The sequence below is a fragment of the Glutamicibacter sp. AOP38-B1-38 genome (assembly GCF_052377485.1).
Classification (GTDB): domain Bacteria; phylum Actinomycetota; class Actinomycetes; order Actinomycetales; family Micrococcaceae; genus Glutamicibacter.
Window position 1 is genome coordinate 46,656 of sequence record NZ_JBQSWU010000021.1, and the last position, 21,634, is coordinate 68,289.

Consider the following 21,634-nt stretch of genomic DNA (forward strand, 5'->3'; position numbering starts at 1 on the left):
ACTTGCAAGTTTCGAATGTTACGGGGAATACTTGGTGTGTGAGTACGGCGCAGATCAACAACAGCAATCAGGGTAGAGGCCCTGAGGGTACGCTTGCGTGCTGTTGTCGAATGCTCGGCGTCGGTGAAATTGGATCGATCGGCTGAAGTAACAAGCGGCCGAGTCCAGAGACACCGACGGGAAACCCAACTGCTGTTCGTGAAAGAAGGTCGCGGGCGGCGCAAGCAAAACCCGAAGCATTAACGCCAAATCACTTGGCCTTCGCACGAAAAGGAAGTCATCATGTCGGCTGGATCCGGATACGTACACGTTTCAATTCGCAACGCTCAGAATCGCGCGGCGGCAGCACAGCGCGCCGCTGCTGGTAGCGGAAGCTATGCTCCGGCCGGCTATCGCCCGCTGCGTGCGGTCAACAACGTTCATGAAACGCGTGAACCGATGACTCAAGCTATCGCCACACCAGTACAGTCCTCTGGCACGCCTAGCGCGGACACCAGCGCTCGTGGTTTCGTGCTGTATGTCGGACTGGATGAAGCTGCCGCCCAGGCTCAGGGAACCTCGTTGGGAAAGTTGGCAACCCAGGTTCGCGCATTCCTGGCGACCTTGTCGCCGCAGGCGCAGACCCATGCTGCAGTAGCGCTGGCGCCAACCAGCGCGCAAGGCGAGCCAATTGACGTCGTTCGTCAGGCGCTGGGGGATCCCACCCTGTCACGTCGCCCGCGTGCCGAAGCTCGTCCAAGCGCGCCACGCCCATCCGGCGTGCTGATCGATCTGTCCCGCCGAGAGGTTTACCTCGATGGTGAAACGCTGAACCTGACCTTCAAGGAATTCGAACTGCTGAATTTCTTGGTGGAGAACGGCACCCGCACCGTGGGCCGTGAAGAATTGCTGGAAAACCTGTGGCGCAATGCCGAGGAGATCCCGAATGAGCGAACCATCGACGTGCACATCCGTCGCTTGCGCTCGAAGCTGGGTCGCTTGGCGAACACCGTGCGCACCGTGCGTGGACAGGGCTACCGCTTCTACGAGCACCCAGAGGTAGTCGTCTGGGCCGCTCCGGAATACTCCATCTAAGCAGAACGCTTTTTTCGCTGAGGCGAGCAAACCACTCAGGTTTGTTCGCCTCAGTTTTTTAGGTCCCGCGCGTCTAAGCTTGGACTATGAATACTATGCAGCGCCGTCGGCTGATTCTCATGCGCCATGGAAAGTCTGACTACCCGCTGGGAGTGAGTGATCATGACCGCCCGCTGGCCGCTCGCGGCAACCGCGAAGCGCCGGCCGCCGGTGCCTGGCTGGTAGAGAATGACCTGATACCGGATTACATCATCTGCTCCGACGCGTTGCGCGCTAGGGCAACCTGCGCCTGGGTGCTCTCGGAGCTCGGCGAAAAAGGTCCAACCCCGTACGTCGACTCGCGCGTTTACGGCGCAGGGGCCACCGCCTTATGCTCAATCATCAACGAGGTCCCTGATGCCGTCTCCACCTTGCTGGTCATCGGGCACCAGCCGACGCTCCAGGACCTCGCACTGCGTCTGGCCTCGGCGCAATCCGATGAGGAAGCAGTCTACGAACTGGCGATGAACTATCCGACGTTGGGCACTACGGTGCTAGAAACAGATCATTCCTACTCACTTTTGGATGCGCGCGATGCGCGGGTCACGCATTTCATCGTCCCGCGGCCTGAATGAGAAGATTCTCATGAGGAATTTTTAAAGACCCTTGTCAGTCTCGTAATACGAGCTGTGTTGGCTTTATGAGGCGTGCATGAGAACGCCCTCATCATTTTCTTCCCAAGGCCTCAGGATTGATTCATCTTCGGTTCATCTTCGCTCGCTTGACTGATATTCATCGAGCCAAACGGCCGACTGAAGATGACGGTTTTCCGCTTCTGCGGGAACCGAAGTGAGAAAGGCCGAAGCCATGGGCATCATTGCAGAGATCATCCCGAACGAAAGCACCGAAACCTGCACCATCAAAGAAGCCCGGATTGCGATCGACGCCCTCCGCGCCAGCACCATCAAGGCGGCCTACACCACGCGCTTTGTCGCAGCCGAACTCTCCCGCAATCCACAGGACTTCCAGATTGTCTCCAGCTCGGGCATGGCTCCGCGCTCCGGTGATGTGGTGATCGCCAAGGTTTCCGAGCTGGGCAAGCACAAGGGCCTGCAGTCGCCGCACGCGCGCCGCCAAAAGCTCTTTGTCGGCCAGGAAATCATGGTGGCCTACGGCCACCGCTACGCACCGGACCAGTTCCTTGCCCACGTACCAACCGATCTTGGGCCATGCGAGCTGGTCGCCGGTGGCGGGCTGGCCTCGCGCGTGGAGCAACAGCACGCCTCGATTGACAAGGCCACCGAAATTGAACCGGTCGGTCTGCTGATGCGCGGCGGCAAGGTCGTCACGCTCAGCGACTTCGCCCCGCTAAGCGTCCAGAACCCTTCGGTTAATGTCACCTCCCGCATCGCAGGCCAGCGTCCACCGGTGATCGCGGTGCTCGGAACCTCGATGAACTCCGGAAAATCCACCACCCTCGGTTGCCTGGTCAATGGGTTGAGCAACGCGGGACTGCGGGTCGCCGCAGGTAAGGCGACCGGAACCGGTGCGGGGAACGACCCGAACCTGTTCACCGACGCCGGTGCCTTCAGCGTCTGCGACTTCACCGATTTCGGTTACCCCACCACCTACCGGTTGGACTATGAAACCGTTCGCGCGCTGCTGGTCTCGATGATCAATGAGCAGAGCGCCTCCGGCGCCGACGCGGTCATCATCGAGATCGCCGACGGCTTGTTCCAGGGCGAGACCTCGCGACTGCTCCGGGACCCGGTATTCAAGGAACACGTCGACCGTGTGCTGTTCAGCGCCCAGGATGCGCTCGGGGCAAAGGCGGGAGAAAAAATTCTCCTGGACGCAGGACTCGACCTCGCCGCGGTTTCCGGGGTGCTCACCGCATCCCCGCTGGCGGCCTCGGAAGCGCGATCCCACATGGACACCGAAATCATCGACACTTATGACCTGTGCGACCCACAGGTGGCCAGCGCACTGCTGCCGACACGCTAGGAGGCCCGATGACCGGCTCGCAGCCTGTAGATCCACCCACTATCAAGGAACCTTCGCTCCCGGCGTTGCTGGCGCCGGGGCGACGCGGGCTGCTGGCTGCCCTGCTGGCGCTGGCGCTGGGCGTGGGGGCGCTGTCCATCGCCATCGCTTGGCAGGTAGGCCAGTTGGCAACGGCCTTCGGCCTCGGAGCGCTGACCTGGGTTATCGTCCTGTCCCTGGCGTTTTTCTGTGCGAAGTTTATCGAACGGGTGCTGGCCGAAAGGCTTGGCCAGCACTATGTGGCTCAGCTGCGCGGATCATTGATATCGCATGCCCTCAAGGCTCGCCGGGGACCCTCGGTGGGGATCACCGTGGCGCGTTCAAGCAATGACCTGTCCTCCATCCGCAATTGGGTCACCCAAGGAATCGTGCCCTTGCTCGCGGGCATCCCGCTGATCGTTTTCGCCGCGCTCGGCTTGGGAGCCCTGCACCCACTGCTGGCCGCGGCGCTGGTACTTCCGGTCCTGCTGGAAGTTGGGTTGCTCGCGTTCTTGGCCCGAGGGGCCTTGCGCACCGCACGAGTGCTGCGCAGGCACCGGGGGAATCTTGCGGCACGGATCGCCGACACGGTCACCGCGGCCACCACCATCGCCGCGGGCGGAGGCGTGCGCCGCGAGGTCGAGCGAGTCGACCGAAGCTCGCAGAAAGTCGTTCAGGCCGCCGTGGATCGCGCAAAGTATGCCGGCGCCTTGCGGGCCGGATCGCTGACGGTGCCGTTGTTGGGCACCGCGCTGGTGGTGGCTGCCGGCTCCTGGGCGGGCCTTGGCGCGGGGACCTTGGCCAGCGCCTTGACGTTGATGGGGATCTGCGCAGGGACCATGGGCGAATGGGGGCGCATCGTTGAGTACCGGCAAAACTATCGAGCCGGCCGACGGATTATTGCTCCGCTGCTGCACGCAGAGAAATCCTGGAGCATCGCGGAGCAGAAAATGATCTCCACCCGAGAGGTGAAGGACCTGAACCGCAAAGAAATCACCGTGCGGATCCGTCCCACGGCACCGGGCTTGGAGAACTGGCCGGTGCTTCGAGCGCACGCAGGGCAACGGATCCAGGTGGTGGGGCCCGGGGCAGAATCCGGAGCACTGCTCGAATCTTTGGCCACCGGCAGGATCACCGCCCACGGCGATTCGCTCGGCGGGTTGTGGATCGCCGAGGGACGCAGCGAGGACCTTCCGGCTACCGAACGACGTAAGCTGATAGGCGCAGCGTTGAGTTCCATGGTTCCCGAACGCGGCACCATCATCCGTGCGCTGACCTACCGGCATCCGGGGTCTTCGGTGAAACGCGCGCTGCGCGTGGCCGCCGACTGCGGGCTAGAGCTCGGCCCGCTCCCCGCCGCGGAGCGCACCATGTTGCGTCGTGGGGGAGAACCTCTGGACTCCGCACAGCGCGCCTGCCTGATCATGGCACGCGCCCTGCTGAGACAGCCGCCGGTATTGATCCTCGACCCGGTGCTCAACCGCCTGCCGAGCGCCGCCCGCGAAGCGGTGATTCGAAAACTCAACGAATATCCCGGAGTGGTGATTTTCCAAGGAGAAATTCCGGGGCTCGAAGCAACCGGCACGTGGCAGGCACCGCTGCGCGTCGGAGCCCATGCCGAGAACCCGGCCCCGCTGGAAGACGCGGAATAGCCAAGCCGAGGATGCTCGCCTAGGACGCCACATGCTGGTGGGTGGCAAGCAAACCGTCAACGCTGTACAGCACCGCGTTGAGGGTGGTTTCGCGGTCGGCTACGTTGTCAGAAACGGTGCGCATACGTGCGGAGAACAAGGCCGCGCCGAAGATCGCCGTCGCCGCTGGCTGCTTTTCCTCGGGAGCCAAGATGACCAGGCGATCCAAGACTTCAACGAGGGTCGAGGTGACCCGTGAATACACCGGGGTAATTTGGTCGCCCCAGTCGCTTTCGGGCCGCAGCTGCTCGCTGATCCAGATTTGCGCGAATGACGGGTATTTCTCGACGAATTCAACGGCGATAGTGGCCATTGCCCGCAAAGCCTCGCGGGGCTTGGGATTCGCCGCGGCCTGATCCAGCTCGGCGACCAGCATATCGGCACCGAATTCCAGAACCTGGCCGATCATCTCGTCCTTGGAACCAAAGTTGTAATACACGGTTCCCTTGGAGACACCTGCCATTTGCGCGATCTCGTCCACCGATACGGCGTTGGGGCCGCGGGCGCCGAGCAGCTGCATCGAGGCCGCGAACAGACGCTTCTTGGAGGCGGTGGCCCGCACACGGGGCCGCGCGCTTGGTGGTGTAGTCATACCGTCAGCTCCGGTTGTAGCGTCTTCAAAGTCCAGGTCTTGTGCTTGCGCACCGCCAGGAAGCTCAGCAGCAGACCCAGCAGCGTGTAACCGATGACTGGGAGGATGGTGGCGACGAGCATTCCCAAGTCTGCACCATACATCACATGTCGCAATGCCACCACGACATTGCTCATCGGCAGAACCTGGTGCAATATCTGCAATGGTGCCGGCAACGTTTCCCAAGGGAAGGTGCCGCCAGCGGTCACCAGCTGCAGGACCATCAGCAATAGCACCACAAACTTACCTGCGGCACCCAGCAAGGCGCAGATTCCCTGGATCAATGCGCTGAAGCATAGTGCGGCGAGTAGGAACAAGCCCAAGGTCAACCATGGGTGTGCGGGTTCCAGCCCGACGGCGAACACCACCACCGCGTACAGCGCGGTGCACTGGATGAGTGAAATGAAAGCAAAGGGAAGCCACGCGCCCAACGCGATCTTCCAGCTGCTGCCGTTGGAAGCCAACGCACGGTTGTTGACCGGGCGCATCACCTGGGTGAGGATGAAGGTGCCGATCCAGGTAGCGAGGGTCATGAAGAACGGTGCGAGTCCCGCACCATAGGCACTGGCCTCGGATTGCGCATGGGAGTTCACCCGCAGCGGGTCACCGATCACGTCGGCTAGCTGTGCGGAAGTTGGCGAGTCGGGGTTCGGCACCTGGCCCACACCGCTGTCCAGGCCTTCGGAAAGATCGCCCGAGCCGTCTTGCAATTCGCTTGCGCCATCGCCGAGTTCGCCGACTCCTTGGTCCAGCGTGACCAGTGAATCGTGCAAGGTGGTGGTTCCGGCTGCCAGGTCCTTGGCTCCGGCATCGAGTTTATTGCTGCCTTGGGCCGCGTCTTTGGTACCTGCCAGTGCGGATTTCTGGCCTTCTGCAAGGGTGGAGCTTCCCGAAGCGAGCTTTGCGGCTCCGTCGGCGAGTTTGCTGCCGCCGTTCGCGGCGGATGAGATGCCATCGGCAAGGGCGGGAACGGCATCGTTGAGCTTGTCGGTGCCTTGGGCCAGGGTGTGCAGTCCGGTGGCCAGCTGCTTATTGCCGTCGGCAACCTGTTCGGAGCCTTCGGCGAGTTTATCCAGGTCGTTTTGCGCCGAGGTGAGTTTCACGTTGACGTCTTTGACCTTGGAGTTCAACTGCTCGGTGAGCGTGGAGTTTTCCACGGTGGATTGCAGCTGTGCGTTGATTTGCTCAGCCTGTTCCTGGGTGAGCGTTCCGGATTCGACCTGCCGTGCAAGGAACGCGTTGGTGTTTTGCTGCACCTGGTCCAGCCGGAATTCGGCATCCGCCTGCAGATCCCGGATGACCGCAATTGCCTCGTCGGCCGTGGCGCTGAGCTCGGCGTTTCCATTGGCTACCTGACGCGATCCGGCGGCTAGTTGATCTGCCGAGGCAGCGGCCTGTTGGGCTCCGTCGTTGAGCTTGGAAACCGAGCTGGGCAGGGGGGCCGTCTTTGACTCCAGGGTGTCTAGCCCGCTGCTGAGCGTTTTCGCCCCGGAATTGAGCTCGGCGCTGCCACTGGCCAAGTCATCTGTGCCAGCTACGAGCTTGCCTTGCCCGTCAACGAGTTTCTTGAGGCCGCCGGATAGCTGGCCGGTGCCGTCATGCAGGGTTTGTGCGCCAGCTTCAAGTTCGGCGCCGCCGGTCACGAGCTGCGTGGTGCCGTCTTGGAGGGTGAGGACCCCATCCGAAAGAGAAATCGTGCCGTCGTAGAGTTTCTTCGCGCCATCGGCCGCCTCGTCCATCGAATCGTGGATGTCGACAAAGCCGGCAATCATCCCTTCGGCGGTTTCGGTGCCGACTTCTTTGGAGACCGAATCACGCACTTCATTGGCCAGGGTCTTTGCGAAATTGCCAGCCATGAAATTATTGGCGTCATTGGTAGTTAGCTCCAGATTTGCCGCATTCGCGCTTTTCAGCTCCGCCGGGGAAGTCAACGAGGCGGAAAAGTCTTTCGGAATGGTCATCGCGAATGCGTAGTCACCGTGCGCAACTCCGTCCAAGGCGGCTTCTTGCGAGTCGACTACCTCCCAGCCGAAGGTGGAGTCTTCGAGCAGGGAATCAACAACTTCGTCGCCGACATTTGTGGCTTCACCCTCGCGTTCGGCGCCTTCATCGAGGTTCACCAGAGCCGTTTTGACGCCATCCAGATTCGACTGCGGATCCCAATTGCCATAGAGGTAGAGGGCTCCGTAGAGCAGCGGTACGCAGGTGACCGCGATCAGTGCCAGCTTTGGCAAGGTTCCACGGGTCATGCGCTTGAGCTCGGAGAGAGCTAGGCCCAGAGTCGTCATGAGTTAGTCCTTAGTCGTGGGTGGTTCAAGTGGAAGCTCGGCTTCCTGGGAAGGCAGAGCTACTCGCGCTTCGGCGGCCACGGTTTCCCCCTCCGGGGCTTGGCCTTGCTCGGCCGGAGCTTCGTCGGAAGAGGATTCGTTCGAAGTATTTTCCGCCGGGTCTGCCGCCGGCAGTTCCGCCATCTCGGTGTTGGGTTCAGGGTGCTGCGCGAGCGGCGCCCGGCTAGTTTCCGCGTCTTCAGCCTCAGACCCGGTAGCGGAATCGTGCACCGGTAGTGCTGAATCCAGCTGTGGAACTTCGTCGGTAAACGAAGCGTTTTCTGGCATGTCTTGGGTTTGCCCGATGACGGCCACCGGCCCATCCCAGCAATCTGGAATGCGTGAGACCACGGCAATAACCGCGAGGTTCCGGCGAGTTCGGGTAAACCGCTCGAGGGTTTCCAACCAGCTGGTTTCTTCGATGCCATGGCGGTCGGGGGAGTCGAAGACCAGGGCATCAACGTCATGGTTCTCTAATGCCAAGCGCGTGAGCAAGTTGATGCGAGTCAGCGCATCGACCGCGTCGATCCAGCTGCTGGCGATGTCTTCGAAACCATGCCGAGCCAACCATTTCTTGCTCCGGGCGCGGCGCCAAAGGGGTGCAGGCACCAAGGAGAGGTCTTCGCTGACAACATCGCGAACCTTCAGATGGGCCTCTGGTTCATTGATCTGGGGTGCGTCGAGTAGCGCGCTGTGTGAGCGTATTTCCTTGAGTCGCGAAGCGCCATCCCAACTCAACTCACCTGCGCTGGGCTTCATGCGGCCGGAGAGCATCAACGCGGTGGCGGTGCGCGCGCTCTGCGAGTCTGCGACGACGAGCAGCAGCGAACCGCGGTTGGCTGTCAGCGAGGTGGCATCGACAAGTTGGCTGTGGCGCCCTTGGAAGCTCATTGAATTAGCAAATAACACACTTCCACACTAATTGAACTGACCGGTCAGTTCAATTAGTGTGCTAGTTTCTTTGCTCACCTCTGGACGTGACGTGGCTCATGGACTTGGATAGTTCGTGGACCAACAACCGGTCGCTGTTTATGAATTCACCAAGAGTTCATAACTGGCTGATTGAATCGTTTGCGGGTCGACCGCGCGCTACCGCGCTGCGGTACTTACAACGAATTAGGACAATCCATGAAGAAGCGCGCTACAACAGCGTTCGCGGCTACCTGTTTGGGTGCCGCGCTGGTGACCGGAACGATGGCTCCAGCCTCCGCCGTCGAGCCCGAAGTCGAGTTGACGTCCATCGAAGAAATCCAGGGCACCGAAGATGCTACCGGCATGGCTGGCCAGCAGGTCAACGTCCGAGGAGTAGTAACCGGCGCCTACCCCGAAGGCGGCATTCGCGGTTTCTATGTGCAAACTGCAGGCTCGGGAAGCGAAATTTCCCCGGCCGGAAGCTCTGCAATCTTCGTATATTCTCCCGGCGGCGTGGGCAAGGTAGCCGTAGGTGATCACGTTCAGGTCTCCGGCGAGGTCAGCGAATACTACGGCATGACCCAAATCAGTGCCTCGGACCAAGCGGTCGAGGTGCTGGTCGAACCAGCCGAAGCCATCAAGCCTTTGGCCATCGACATCCCGGCAGCCGATGCCGAGCGCGAGCGTTTCGAGGGGATGCTGATCGACCCGCAGGGGCAATGGACCGTGGCCGATAACTACCGGCTGAACCAGTACGGTGAAGTAACCCTTGCCGAGGGAACCAGCTCAATTATCGAGGGCGAGCGCACCTTGCGCCAGGCCACCGACGTCTTCGCTCCTGGAAGCGACGAAGCCCAGGCGCTGGAGGCCGAGAACCAGGCCCGTGAGCTGGTCTTGGATGACGGGGCCACATTGAATTTCCTGGGGGCGAAGGCGAACAAGCTCGTCGAGCTGCCGTATATCTCCGCGGATCAGCATGTCACCGTGGGCAGGCAGGTGAGCTTCACCGGCCCGGTAATCATGGATTACCGCTATGATTTGTGGCGCCTGCAGCCGCAGGGGCAAATTGTCGGTGCCGAGGACCCGGATATCCCGGTGAGTTTTGAGCAGGTCACGCAGGATGCCCCGGCAGCCGTCGGCGGCAACGTGAGCGTGGGCAGCTTCAACGTGCTGAACTACTTCACCACCACCGGCGACCAGCTTGATGGGTGCAATTACTATACCGATCGCGAAGGAAACCCGATTTCGGTACGAAGCGGCTGCGATGCTCGCGGTGCGGCCAGCGCCGAAAGCCTCGAGCGCCAGCAGTCCAAGATCGTCACGGCGCTGAACAAATTTGATGCCGACGTCGTCGTGCTGGAGGAAATCGAGAACTCCGCCCGCTTCGCTCAGGACCGCGACGCGGCGCTGAAGATCCTGGTAGCTGCCTTGAATGAGGCGGCAGGGCAGGAGCGTTGGAGCTTCGCGCCAAGCCCCGAAGAACTGCCAGCCGATGAAGACGTCATTCGAACCGCAATGATCTATCAGCGCGACGCGGTCAAGCTGATCGACGAGTCGGTGGTCTTGGACGATGCGGCCTTCGACAACGCGCGTGATCCACTGGCCCAGGCATTCCAGCGCGTGGGCGGCAATTCGAAGACTCGCTTCCTCGTGGTCGCCAACCACTTCAAGTCCAAGGGGTCCGATCCAAAAGACGGTTCGGCCAATGCCGACCAGGGCGACGGCGCCGGAGCATGGAACGCAGCGCGCGTGGAGCAGGCTCACGCGGTAGTGCGTTTCGCCGAAGGGCTGAAGGATTCGCGCAACACCGACAAGGTGCTGCTGGCCGGCGACTTCAACTCCTACTCGGCCGAGGATCCCATCAAGGTGATGACCGATGCCGGCTACGTTAATCTGGGTGCCGAAGCGAGCACTCAAAGCTACCTCTTCGGCGGTCGCACCGGTTCGCTTGACCATGTTCTGGGTTCGGCCGAAATTGCCGACAAGGTCACCGGAGAAACGATTTGGAACATCAATGCCACCGAATCGGTCGCCTTTGAGTACAGCCGCTACAACAACAACGTCGCCCAGCTGTTCTCGCCTGACCAGTTCCGCTCCTCGGATCATGATCCGGTGCTCGTGGGGCTGCAGCTGAACAAGAAGTAGGCCTTGAAAATCCGGCGGGCCCACTTGGCTCGCCGGATTCTCTTTGCACTGATTTATTTTCGCGACAGCGTGCCGCCATGTTCTTCAAATCATAATTTGACCTGTGGTCTTTGCTGGGGCCGATGGCACCATGGAACGTCCGGGGTGACGGGCTCTGGCGGTGGGATGCAAATTCGTTCTTGACATCGCCTCGCAATCGGGCAGAATAATGGAAGATGATTTGTGAGAGCGCTCACACGGGTTCGATTCAAGCGCTTTTATACTTCATGGCACGGATGGAAACTCGCAAGAGTTGGACACTTGTTTTATTTTGAGAGCGCTCTCATTTTGAATGTGCACGAGTCTCTCGAAACCCGCACTCACACCTGGAGACCCCATGAAAACCTCGCGCAAATCGAAGCTCGCGCAGTCGGCAGCCCTGCTCGGCACCATTGCCCTGCTGGCCACCGGATGCGGCGGAGCAGATAACGCGGCCGATGCCGAGCCTGCCTCGGTGGATAATCCGGTCACCCTGACCGTGACCACTTTCGGCACCATGGGCCTGGAAGCCCTGTACGAGAAATACGAAAAGGAAAATCCTGGCGTCAGCATCGAGGCGACGAATATCGATACCGGTGGAAACGCCCTGGTTGATTGGAAGACTAAACAAGCCTCGGGTGCGGGCCTGCCCGACCTCCAGGCCGTTGAAGAAGGCTGGCTCGGGCAGGTAATGGCCGTTTCCGATTCCTTCACCGACCTGCGCGACTACGGCATAGAAGATCTCAAGTCACAGTGGGTCGATTGGAAGGTCGAACAGGCCACCGACGCCGAAGGGCGGATCATCGGCTACGGCACGGATATCGGTCCAGAAGGACTCTGCTACAACACCAAGCTGCTAGAACAGGCAGATATGCCGGCAGATCGCACCGAATTCGCGGAACTCATCGGTGGTGAGGATGCCAGCTGGGAGGACTACTTCGCAGCCGGCAAAAAATATGAGGAAAAAACCGGCAAAGCCTGGTTCGACCAGTCCGGGTTCGTCTGGAATGCCATGGTCAACCAACTCGATGAGGGCTATTACAAGTCAGATGGTTCGCTGAATATCCAGGGCAACGCAGAATTGAGCGAACGCTGGAAGCAGCTGGCAGGGGCCACCGAAGCAGGGCTCTCGTCGGGGCAGACCCAGTGGGACTGGGGTAAAGGCCAGGCTTTCCTGGACGGCTCTTTCGCCACTATGCCCTGCCCAGGCTGGATGTTAGGAGTAGTCAAGGGACAGGTTGAAGGTGCTGGTGGAGATGCATCTTCTGGTTGGGACTTTGCAGATGTCTTCCCTGGCGGTCCGGCAAACTGGGGCGGAACCTTCTTGACCATTCCCGCCACCTCGAAGAATCCAGCCGAAGCGGCCAAACTCGCCACCTGGCTGACCGATGCGCAGTCGCAGGCAGCCGCCTTTGAAACTGCCGGGACATTCCCCAGCAACCTCGAGGCTCAGGGTTCCGAACAGGTCACCGGAAGCAACGAGCTGACTAAGTTCTTCAACGATGCTCCCATCGGCCAGCTCCTGGCAAACCGGGCCGAGGGCGTGAAGGCACAGTTCAAGGGGGCAGATGATTCGGTCATCCAGGAGCAGGTCTTTGGCCCGGCAACTATCGCGTTGGATAGCGGCAAGGACGGCCAAGCCGCGTGGGATGAGGCCATGTCGACGCTGACGAACTTGGACATCAAGTAATCACCACCTGTAGGCCGGCCGGCAATGCGGCCGGCCTATGCGGAAAGAGAATCCGATAAATGAGCATCATGACCAACAACGCTTCGGGCACCTCAGGTGCCTCGGGGCCGCCGGGGGAACAGCCCCCAGGCGAAAAGCGCCGCAAGGTTGATCCGGCAGCCGGGAAGAAAACGCGCCGGCGTCACCGCTGGGGACGGTTGGATTTCAAATACTCCCCATATCTTTACGTCTCACCTTTCTTCATTCTCTTCGCCCTTGTGGGACTGTTCCCATTGATCTACACCTTCGTGGTGTCAATCAATGACTGGGACCTACTCGGGGGAGCAGGGGAATGGGTCGGACTGGAGAACTACGCCGCGGAACTTAGCTCACCACTGTTCTGGAATTCGCTGTTCAACACGTTCAGCATCTTCCTGCTCTCGGCGATTCCCCAGCTGCTGGTGGCCACCTTCATCGCAGCCATGCTGGACCAGAATATTCGAGCCAAGACGTTCTGGCGGATGAGCGTGCTGATTCCCTATGTGGTGACCCCGGTGGCCGTGACGCTGATCTTCTCCTCGGCCTTCGATGAGAAATATGGACTCATCAACAACCTGCTCCAGGTGGTCCACATCGATCCGGTGGCATGGAAGAGCGAGGTGCTTCCCTCGCACCTAGCCATTGCCACCATGGTGAATTGGCGGTGGACCGGTTATAACGCGCTGATCCTGCTGGCTGCCATGCAGGCCGTACCGCGCGAACTGCACGAGTCCGCGGCTCTGGACGGAGCCGGGTCGATGCGCCGGTTCTTCTCGATCACCCTGCCAAGCATTCGCCCCACGATGATCTTCGTGATCATCACCGCGACCATCGGTGGCCTGCAGATCTTCACCGAACCGAAACTGTTCAACGCCAGCAGCTCGGTGCCCGGCGGGCCAGAGCGTGAATACCAAACCACGGTGCTCTACCTCTGGGATCTGGCCTTCAACCGCGGCGACTTCGGTCGCGCATCTGCGGTCGCCTGGATGCTGTTCTTGATCATTATCGTGATCGGCCTGATCAACTTCGTTCTTTCCGGTTCCATTGCCTCAGCTAGCGAAGGGGGAAGCCGCAAGCGGCGCCGAGCGCAACGGCTGGCGCACCGAAACGCCGTGCAGCTGGCAAAAGCCAAAGTCGCCTCGAAGGGCGAAAGTTTAACAGACGCAGCATTGAGCCCGAAGGAGGGGGATTCCCATGACTAGCACCGCCTTGGACAATGCTGTGGAAGCCGGGAAACCTGCAGCCAAACGCAAAAACTTCTCCATGGATCGCCGCCCAGGCTTTCTCACTTACGGGTTGCTGATCGCGTTCTTCCTCGGGAGCACCTACCCGCTGTGGTATTCGATGGTGATTGGTTCGAATACCGGGGCGGTATTCGCCTCGACGTACCCACCGCTACTTCCCGGAGGCTCGTTCTGGACGAATGCCGCCGAAGTTTTCAACACCATCGATTTCTGGGGCGCACTGGGAAACAGTATCCTCGTCTCCTCGGTCATCACGATCTCGGTGGTGACCTTCTCGACACTGGCCGGTTATGCGTTCGCAAAATTGCGCTTCCGCGGACGCCAGGGGCTGCTGGTCTTCGTGATCGCTACCCTGGCGGTGCCGACCCAGCTGGGGATCATCCCGTTGTTCATGGTGATGAAGGAATTTGGCTGGACCGGATCGCTCGGCGCAGTCATGGTGCCCACCCTGGTCACCGCGTTCGGAGTGTTCTTCATGCGCCAGTATCTGGTGGACGTCGTGCCAGATGAATTGATCGAGGCCGCCCGAATCGACGGCGCCAGCATGATCGGTACCTTCTGGCATGTGGGAGTTCCCGCGGCCCGACCGGCGATGGCCATCTTGGCACTCTTTACCTTCATGACCGCATGGACCGACTATCTCTGGCCAATGCTGGTCGCACCCCAAAACCCCACCTTGCAGGTGGCGTTGAGCCAGCTGCAATCCGCACGCTATGTGGACTACACGATCGTGATGTCCGGTGCGCTGATGGCAACCATCCCGCTGCTGCTGCTTTTCATAGTGGCGGGTAAACAACTTGTATCCGGAATTATGGCAGGAGCTGTAAAGGGCTAATGACAACCCACTTATCTGAGAATTTCGCCTGGCCCAGAGAATTCCTCTGGGGCTCGGCCACCGCGGCGGCGCAAATCGAAGGCGCCAGCCACGCCTACGGTAAAGAAGACTCCGTCTGGGACGCATTCGCGCGCAAGCAGGGGGTGATCGCCGGCGGCGACAACCTGGAGACTGCGGTAGACCACTACCACCGGTACCGAGAGGATGTCGGGTTAATGCGTGAGCTCGGCCTTGATTCCTACCGCTTCTCCACCAGCTGGGCGCGAGTGGTTCCCGGCGGGCGCACCGTCAACCCCGAGGGCCTGGATTTCTATTCGAGGCTTGTCGACGAGCTGTTGGAACAGGGAATTCTGCCCTGGCTGACGCTGTACCACTGGGATTTGCCGCAGGCCCTCGAAGCCCAAGGCGGCTGGGCCAACCGTGACACCGCCTATAAATTCGCTGAGTATGCCGAGCTGGTTTATGCAAAGCTCGGGGACCGAGTCAAACACTGGACGACCTTTAACGAGCCGCTGTGTTCCTCGCTGATAGGTTACGCAGCCGGGGAGCATGCACCGGGACGCCAAGATCCGGCGGCGGCTTTGGCGGCCGTGCACCACCAGCATCTGGGACATGGCCTGGCGACACAGCGTTTGCGTGAACTCGGCGCCCAAGAGCTTGGTATCACTCTGAATCTGACCAACGCGGTGCCAAACGATCCAATCGACCCGGTGGATCTGGAAGCGGCCCGTCGTATCGATGCGCTGTGGAACCGGATGTTCCTGGATCCCTTGCTGCGCGGTTCCTATCCCGAAGACCTGCTCGTAGACGTGGAGGGTTTAGGGCTGGCCGAGGTTATTGTGCCAGGGGACCTAGAGATCATTCATCAGCCCATCGATTTTCTCGGGGTGAACCATTATCACGATGACAACGTGTCGGGGCATCCGCTTGGCGAAGGCGAGCCGGCGGCGGTTGTACCAACCGAGGCGCCGAAGTCCTCGCCTTTTGTGGGCAGCGAATATGTCAGCTTTCCGAGCCGAGACCTGCCGCGTACTGCGATGGGTTGGGAAGTTAACCCGCAGGGCTTGCGGGTACTGCTGAACCGGCTACGGGACGAGTACGAGGGTCTTCCGGCCTTGTACATCACCGAGAACGGAGCCTCGTATGCCGACGAACTGTCAGCGGACGGAGTCGTGGCCGATGTCGAACGACGTGAATACGTTTTTAGCCACCTGGATGCTGTTGCCGGTGCCATCCAGGACGGAGTGGACGTGCGTGGCTACTTCCTCTGGTCCTTGCTCGATAATTTCGAATGGGCCTGGGGCTACCAGAAGCGATTCGGCATCATTTACGTCGACTATGAAACACAGGAACGCATTGTTAAGGACAGCGGCAGGGCCTACGCGGGACTAATTGCCGCCAACCGTACAATGGCATAGCACTGGTGCGTGGCGCTTAGCCAAGCGCCACGCACCACACGATAGTCATAAGGACCCGCCCAGCTACCGCAAAGAAGTAACGATGCCCGAACCACGCAAACAACAGCCGACGCTGGAACTCGTTGCCGAACGTGCAGGAGTTTCCAGAGCCACGGTGTCGCGCGTGGTCAACGGGTCGGACAAGGTCAAGGCCGATGCGGTGCGGGCAGTGGAAAAGGCCATCGCGGAACTGAACTACGTCCCGAATCGGGCGGCCCGTTCCCTCGCGCAGGGTCGTACCAATTCCATCGCCCTAGTCATCCCCGAAAGCACCGCGAAGTTCTTCGCAGACCCATATTTCGCTGCGGTAATACAGGGAGCTGCGATGTACCTGAGCACCACAGAATTTACGCTGTCCCTGTTGATCGCCACCGAGTCTGACCCCGCGAAAACCAGCCGCTACCTACGCGGCGGAAACGTTGATGGGGCGTTGATCCTTTCGCACCACGCGGATGACAGCTCATACAGCGAACTGGCCGGAGCGTTGCCGTTGGTCTTCGGCGGCCGCCCCATGAGCAACGAAGACGGCGACGTGTTCGTCGTTGACGTAGATAACGCGGCCGCGGCACGGGAAGCAACTGAAGCCATGCTCAAAGCGGGTCGCAAATACCCGGCGGCGATCTCGGGACCGCAGAACATGGGTGCGGCCCTCGACCGCCAATTGGGTTTCGAACAGGCGGTGCACGCCGCCGGTCTTGGCGTTGCCGCGGTTGCGGTGGGCGATTTCACCCCGGGCAGCGGAGAAACCGCCATGCGCGATTTGCTGGCCAGCGGCATAAAAATCGACTCGTTGTTTGCCGCCAGCGCGCAAATGGCCTTTGGCGCGATGAAGGTGATCGCTGAGGCGGGGCTTTCCGTGCCCAGAGACATCGCCATCACCACCATCGATGATGATTCATTTGCGCGCAATGCCTCGCCTGCGTTGACTACCGTGGCGCAGAATGCGGAAGAGCAAGGAGCCAAAATGGCGGAGGTTGTGGTGCAGCGCATTAATGGTGAAATGGTGCTCGAACGAATCATCATGCCAACAAAGCTGATTTTGCGCGGGTCCCACGGCGGCTAAATAAGTGCTTGGAGTTAAGCAAACAGTTAACCAAAAAATTCCCACTCCGGAGAGTGGGAATTTCAATTTGTGCGCCCAGAGGGATTCGAACCCCCGGCCTCCTGTTCCGTAGACAGGCGCTCTATCCAGCTGAGCTATGGGCGCATATTTAGTTGTTTTTCGCCTTGACGACTCCAATGACTTTACACCAGATTATCCGAAGGGCAAAAGCCGGAGAGGCCAAAGTGTGGCGTTTCACATCGGCCGTGGTGAATGTCGCCTGGGTCCGTCAAAACTGCCTTGGGTATGCAACCAGTGGAGCGTGCTTGAGTGCTGAAATGACACAATAGCTGGTGTGAATACTTGGACTGCATGGACTGGTGAAATTAAACCGTTACCTGGCGGGCGCCTCGGTCGTTTTGTCCCGCTGGCGCTTGCGCTGTTCATGTACGCGGGTGATGTGTGGCTGGGGACAGCCGGCTACCTCGCAGAACTTGGCGTGTTGTACCTGGCTTTTCCGTACCTGCCCCTGGCGGCTTTGTCGCTTGGGGTCCTGCCAAGCATTGCCGCATGGTTTGTGGGGTTGCTGCTTATCGCGGCGGTCGGTATGCCCGGGGTCTTATTGGCCAGCATGGTTTTTCCCTCGGTATTTGTCATTGTGCTCTCCTGCTATTTGCTGCCGTGGCGGGCGGCACTCGCTTTTCCCTCCGCAGCCATGGGCATGTTGTTCCTGCTGTATCTACTCTTGCCGGAGGTGGAGCTCCTGGCGGTCATGTTGCTGTGCGGTTTCGGCGTCATGTCGGCCGTGGCCGGGTTGAGCCTGAATGTCTATCGCCGGAAGAATGAAACGAGCGCCAAACGAATCAGGGATCTGGAAGTCGAGCAGGCGAGAATTCGCTCCGAGGAACGAACGCAGCTCGCTCATGAGCTGCACGACATTGTTGCCCACGATGTCACGATCATGGCTATGCAAGCCCGTCGGGCCGAGTTCGTCAACGACCCGAAGAAGACTGCGGAAATCCTCGCTGGAATTGGCAATGCCGCGCAGCAAACCCTGCAGGATCTTCGCAGCCTTGTCGTCTTGCTGAAAACGGAAGCCAACGAAAATGAATTTCAGAGTCCCTCGGGGCTGGAAGCAGAAGAAGGCCAACAGATCTTGGAGTCCGATGAACTTTCCGGGGAGACCACTACCGCGGTAGGGCTGGTACATGATTTGGACAAGGTCATGCAAGCGCTCAAACGGGCCGGATTCGACGTGGCCTTCGCGCTAGAAGGCGAAGTAGCGCGTATTCCGGCGAGTTTGCGCCAAGCCCTTCGGCGAACCATCCGGGAACTGGGAACCAATATCCTCAAGCACGCGAATCCTGACGGAGCAGTGGAACTCCAGCTCCGTATCCGGCCAGACCGCGTATTGCTCAGCTCGACAAATGATATTGGACAGGGCACTCCCATCATGTCGTCGCAGACAGGTTTGGAAGCGATGCGCGCACGCTGCGAGGTATTTGGCGGCACCGTGGAGACCAGCGATTCCACCGGCCGCTGGTCGATCGGCGTAACTATCCCGCTTGAAGGCTTGCCCGCTACCGGATAACGACGGCAACCATGCAAAAATAGTGACCAGATGCGCTATCACCGTACGCGCATGAGAACCAAGTGCGTGGACTACCGCCAAGCGAGGAGTTATCAGTGACAACAGTGCTGCTTGTGGATGACGAGGCCTTGACCCGGGAAATTTTGCGAGATTATCTCTCCTCAGACCCCACCATTGAAATCGTCGGCGAAGCATCCAATGGGAAATCCGCCGTAGTCCAGGCGGCCTCGTTGCAGCCCGAGGTCATCTTGATGGATATGCAAATGCCGGTCATGGACGGCGTTGCGGCAACAGCCCAGATCCACCAGAGCAACCCTGAGATCGCGATTCTCGGTTTGAGCACTTTCGCCACCGACCGATATGTGGTGGACCTGCTGCGTGCTGGTGCCTCGGGCTACATCGTCAAGGATGCTAAGCCCCAGGAAATCACCGATGCGATTAATAAAGTGGCAGCCGGTGAGTCCATTCTGTCGCCGCAAGTGGCTCGACATGTGGTCAGCGGGCTGGCGAACTCAATCCCAGCCGAAGTCGAAGCCGATGCAGAACTGATCGATGCCCTGACCGACAAGGAACTGGAAGTCATCAAGCTTCTCGGGCGGGGCATGAGCAACAAGGAGATGGCCACGGAACTTTTTGTCACCGAGTCAACTATCAAAGCTCGCTTCGTGAAGGTTATGGAGAAATTTGGTGTGCGGGACCGCGTGCAGATTCTAGTCAAGGCCGTGGAACATGGGCTTCTGGACATGAAGCCGGGGTCACGCGCACGCTAGGCGCAACTCCGGTAGCTTAGGATTTGCCGAGCACCGCACGCGGGGAGCGCAACAAGCCTTCCAATGCCAATTCGAGGTCGGCGTTTGCGACTTCATTCACCTGCGACTCGGGATTCAGAATCAAGTCGCCACCCCAACCCATGACCTCGTACTGGGCCAGCGCCCGAACCAACTCCACTGGTGAGCACCAGGCACGATTCAGATTGGCGATCGCGAACTGCTTGATTAGCAGCTCCTCATCCCGGGTCACCCGCAGGCCAAGATCTGCGACCGCGTCCAGCGTTGATTCCAAGGAGCCCAGCGAGTGGTTCTCCTGAGCAATGACCTGCCACATGATCGCAGGCTGGCGGTCCTTCAGGACGCGCATTATTTTTATCAATGCAGCGTGCCCGGCCTGTTTCGTGGCCTTGGGCAAAAGCGCGACTGGACCTCCGGACAAGGTGGCAAGGGCCAAAAAAGTGGCCGCCGAACCGAGAGCCGCGGAGGGATCGGCACCTGTAACCGTGATTTGTTCATAACCTTGGGTAGTCGTTCGCTCCAGGCGGTCCGAAAGCCCCGGGTTGTCTTTGCTTTCGAGGTGCCCGAAAAGTTCTGCACCGGGTGCTGCTAAGTTTTCTAGCTGCGCTTGCGGCCCGACCAGCGCCAGGGCGGGAGCGCCGGCCAAATCCGGGTCGATTTGCTGGGCATGCTCGGCGAAGGTTTGGAGCCACCGCTCCGCACCGCGCAAGGGAAGTGCTGCCGTCACATTGACTGCTCCAGCGCTGACCGCCCAGTCGTGCCAAATTGTTCCGGAATTCGAGGCGCAGACTCTGTCGGCTACCGCGCGCAGGGTTTGCTCCGCTTCGGAGGAACGCCGCTGATCGGTGCGCCAAGCCAAACTGACTAGGGTGAAGTGCGTTCGGTCATCTGGTATGGATCGGACGGGAGGGAATGCGCTGTTCACGGCTGGGACTCCTATGCGGGTTCAAGGGTCAAATGGTGGTGCTGCTGTGCAGCGAGACGTTTAGCCGAGGTTTGGAGCGCAGCGCGCAGGCCGGGCACATCGCCTAAGCCGTCGCGTAGTTTTTGCACTAAACTGGCCGCGAAACCGGGGGCATCTCGCAGCAAGATATCGCGGGCCACGGCGCGGGCGAACCGTTGGTCGTCATGCACAAGTTTTTCGGCGGTAAATAGTGCTCGCTGGCCGGCACGCAGCAATAGGTCATCATCGCAAAACCTCAGGGCAGCGAGGCGTTCGACAGGTTCGATTCCCGAGTTTGTGTCATCAACCAACACAAAGAGATCGTTGTGGACACGGTCGCCTGGGCCAAACATGCCCGCGCTGGCATCCAATCCTGAAGGCAGGGACAGCATTGCTGCGGCCAGCAGGTCTCCCAAAATTTCGGAATGCACTCGTGGTGCCGGCGCACTGCGGGTGGCTACGAGCAGGCGGGGGCGCTGCAGTCCTGGAACGGTTACGGTGCGCCGGCTGGCCGTGCGGAAAATGGACTCCTGCGCGGGCGGCACCGCCGGGGCCTCGGGGGTTTCAGTGGGCAGGGCATCTTGCAGACTCTGCAACATGTCCGCCGGTTCTTTGGGCCCGAAAGCGACCATTACCGCGTTGGAGGTGCGGTAATGGCGTGCGTGCAGCTCGCGCAACCGCCCTCCGGTCGCGCGCCCGAGGAGGTCGGCGTCTCCCGAACCGTCATGGGAATTTGCATGATCTTGCCAGCAGTGCGCCGAAAGATGCGGCCAAGGCAGAACGCCGCCGGGCGCCGAGGCGAGGCGGCTAGCGCGCTCAGTGGCCACGGCAGTGACCTGTGTGGTGATCTGTTCTTCTCTGAGCCTTGGGTAAAAGACCTGGTCCGCGATCCGCCGAGCCATGTCGTCAATCTGGTTTACCGGAGCAGTTTCATAGAATTCGGTGTAGTCCATATGCGTATGACCGCCGAGGACCCCGCCGGCGTGGAGCACCTGCAGTTCACGGTCCGCTCCGGTGATCGTGGAACTGTCCTGATAAATTAGGTGTTCCAGCAGGTGCATCATTCCCTCTTCGCCTTCCCGCTCATGACGCATTCCAGCGGCGACGCCCAGTACTACCGAGGCATTGCGCGTTTGGGGAGCATGAACGGCCGCTATGCGTGCCCCCGATTTCAGCGAGCGGAATTGTATGTGCCGTGTGCTGGCATCGATACGGGTGAGCAAGGCC

Annotated in this window: 17 protein-coding genes and 1 tRNA gene; 12 read left to right on the top strand and 6 right to left on the bottom strand. The window is 60.2% G+C overall.

Annotated elements, in window-relative coordinates:
* The first annotated feature begins 282 nt into the window (after positions 1-282).
* From ACT3TP_RS13095 to ACT3TP_RS13110, 4 genes are all read left to right on the top strand, one after another.
* On the top strand, positions 283-1,074 hold the full coding sequence (locus ACT3TP_RS13095) for a winged helix-turn-helix domain-containing protein (RefSeq protein ID WP_096285407.1): 792 nt from the start codon (positions 283-285) through the stop codon (positions 1,072-1,074).
* Between the two features lie 86 nt (positions 1,075-1,160).
* Complete coding sequence (locus ACT3TP_RS13100; protein ID WP_444620766.1) at positions 1,161-1,688, top strand: SixA phosphatase family protein; 528 nt, start codon at positions 1,161-1,163, stop codon at positions 1,686-1,688.
* A 214-nt stretch (positions 1,689-1,902) separates the two neighbouring features.
* The gene (locus ACT3TP_RS13105; protein ID WP_444620767.1) at positions 1,903-3,057 is read left to right on the top strand and encodes a DUF1611 domain-containing protein; all 1,155 of its coding nucleotides are present in this window, start codon (positions 1,903-1,905) and stop codon (positions 3,055-3,057) included.
* An 8-nt stretch (positions 3,058-3,065) separates the two neighbouring features.
* Positions 3,066-4,727, top strand: coding sequence for an ABC transporter transmembrane domain-containing protein (locus ACT3TP_RS13110; RefSeq protein ID WP_444620768.1), 1,662 nt, complete (start codon positions 3,066-3,068; stop codon positions 4,725-4,727).
* 19 nt (positions 4,728-4,746) lie between these two features.
* Here the strand turns inward: ACT3TP_RS13110 and ACT3TP_RS13115 are convergent, their stop codons facing one another.
* The 3 genes from ACT3TP_RS13115 to ACT3TP_RS13125 are packed head-to-tail and all read right to left on the bottom strand — an operon-like array spanning position 4,747 to position 8,615.
* Positions 4,747-5,358, bottom strand: coding sequence for a TetR/AcrR family transcriptional regulator (locus ACT3TP_RS13115; protein WP_096285403.1), 612 nt, complete (start codon positions 5,356-5,358; stop codon positions 4,747-4,749).
* Positions 5,355-7,685 carry a YhgE/Pip domain-containing protein gene (locus ACT3TP_RS13120; protein ID WP_096285402.1) on the bottom strand — a complete coding sequence of 777 codons (2,331 nt, stop codon included), beginning with the start codon at positions 7,683-7,685 and terminating at the stop codon, positions 5,355-5,357. Before ACT3TP_RS13120 ends, ACT3TP_RS13115 begins: the two co-directional genes overlap by 4 nt.
* Before the next feature lie 3 nt (positions 7,686-7,688).
* Positions 7,689-8,615, bottom strand: a complete 927-nt coding sequence (locus ACT3TP_RS13125) for an ABC transporter ATP-binding protein (protein ID WP_096285400.1) — start codon at positions 8,613-8,615, stop codon at positions 7,689-7,691.
* 237 nt (positions 8,616-8,852) lie between these two features.
* Between ACT3TP_RS13125 and ACT3TP_RS13130 the strand changes: the two genes are divergently transcribed.
* The 6 genes from ACT3TP_RS13130 (at position 8,853) to ACT3TP_RS13155 (ending at position 17,106) form a co-directional block, all read left to right on the top strand.
* Positions 8,853-10,781 (top strand): ExeM/NucH family extracellular endonuclease, encoded by a 1,929-nt coding sequence (locus ACT3TP_RS13130; RefSeq protein WP_096285398.1) that lies wholly within the window; start codon positions 8,853-8,855, stop codon positions 10,779-10,781.
* Positions 10,782-11,157: 376 nt separating this feature from the next.
* A complete protein-coding gene (locus ACT3TP_RS13135; RefSeq protein WP_096285396.1) occupies positions 11,158-12,489 on the top strand; it encodes an ABC transporter substrate-binding protein in 1,332 nt (443 codons plus the stop codon).
* Between the two features lie 68 nt (positions 12,490-12,557).
* Positions 12,558-13,709, top strand: a complete 1,152-nt coding sequence (locus tag ACT3TP_RS13140) for a carbohydrate ABC transporter permease (protein ID WP_096285994.1) — start codon at positions 12,558-12,560, stop codon at positions 13,707-13,709.
* A 61-nt stretch (positions 13,710-13,770) separates the two neighbouring features.
* Positions 13,771-14,586 (top strand): carbohydrate ABC transporter permease, encoded by an 816-nt coding sequence (locus ACT3TP_RS13145; RefSeq protein WP_444615813.1) that lies wholly within the window; start codon positions 13,771-13,773, stop codon positions 14,584-14,586.
* The gene (locus tag ACT3TP_RS13150) at positions 14,586-16,004 is read left to right on the top strand and encodes a GH1 family beta-glucosidase (protein ID WP_096285392.1); all 1,419 of its coding nucleotides are present in this window, start codon (positions 14,586-14,588) and stop codon (positions 16,002-16,004) included. The genes ACT3TP_RS13145 and ACT3TP_RS13150 overlap by 1 nt, the downstream gene beginning before the upstream one ends.
* 82 nt (positions 16,005-16,086) lie before the next feature.
* Entirely contained in the window at positions 16,087-17,106 is a 1,020-nt protein-coding gene (locus ACT3TP_RS13155; RefSeq protein ID WP_444620770.1) for a LacI family DNA-binding transcriptional regulator, read from the top strand.
* A 70-nt stretch (positions 17,107-17,176) separates the two neighbouring features.
* Here ACT3TP_RS13155 and ACT3TP_RS13160 read toward each other — a convergent pair.
* Positions 17,177-17,250: transfer RNA gene (locus ACT3TP_RS13160), tRNA-Arg, on the bottom strand.
* Positions 17,251-17,440: 190 nt separating this feature from the next.
* Between ACT3TP_RS13160 and ACT3TP_RS13165 the strand changes: the two genes are divergently transcribed.
* Together ACT3TP_RS13165 and ACT3TP_RS13170 are read left to right on the top strand one after the other, a co-directional pair.
* On the top strand, positions 17,441-18,676 hold the full coding sequence (locus ACT3TP_RS13165) for a sensor histidine kinase (protein ID WP_255248401.1): 1,236 nt from the start codon (positions 17,441-17,443) through the stop codon (positions 18,674-18,676).
* Positions 18,677-18,771: 95 nt separating this feature from the next.
* Complete coding sequence (locus ACT3TP_RS13170; protein ID WP_096285386.1) at positions 18,772-19,446, top strand: response regulator; 675 nt, start codon at positions 18,772-18,774, stop codon at positions 19,444-19,446.
* A gap of 16 nt (positions 19,447-19,462) precedes the next feature.
* Here ACT3TP_RS13170 and ACT3TP_RS13175 read toward each other — a convergent pair whose 3' ends face one another.
* A complete protein-coding gene (locus ACT3TP_RS13175; protein WP_096285383.1) occupies positions 19,463-20,389 on the bottom strand; it encodes a hypothetical protein in 927 nt (308 codons plus the stop codon).
* A gap of 11 nt (positions 20,390-20,400) precedes the next feature.
* Positions 20,401-21,630 carry a M16 family metallopeptidase gene (locus tag ACT3TP_RS13180; protein WP_096285381.1) on the bottom strand — a complete coding sequence of 410 codons (1,230 nt, stop codon included), beginning with the start codon at positions 21,628-21,630 and terminating at the stop codon, positions 20,401-20,403.
* Positions 21,631-21,634: the final 4 nt, after the last annotated feature.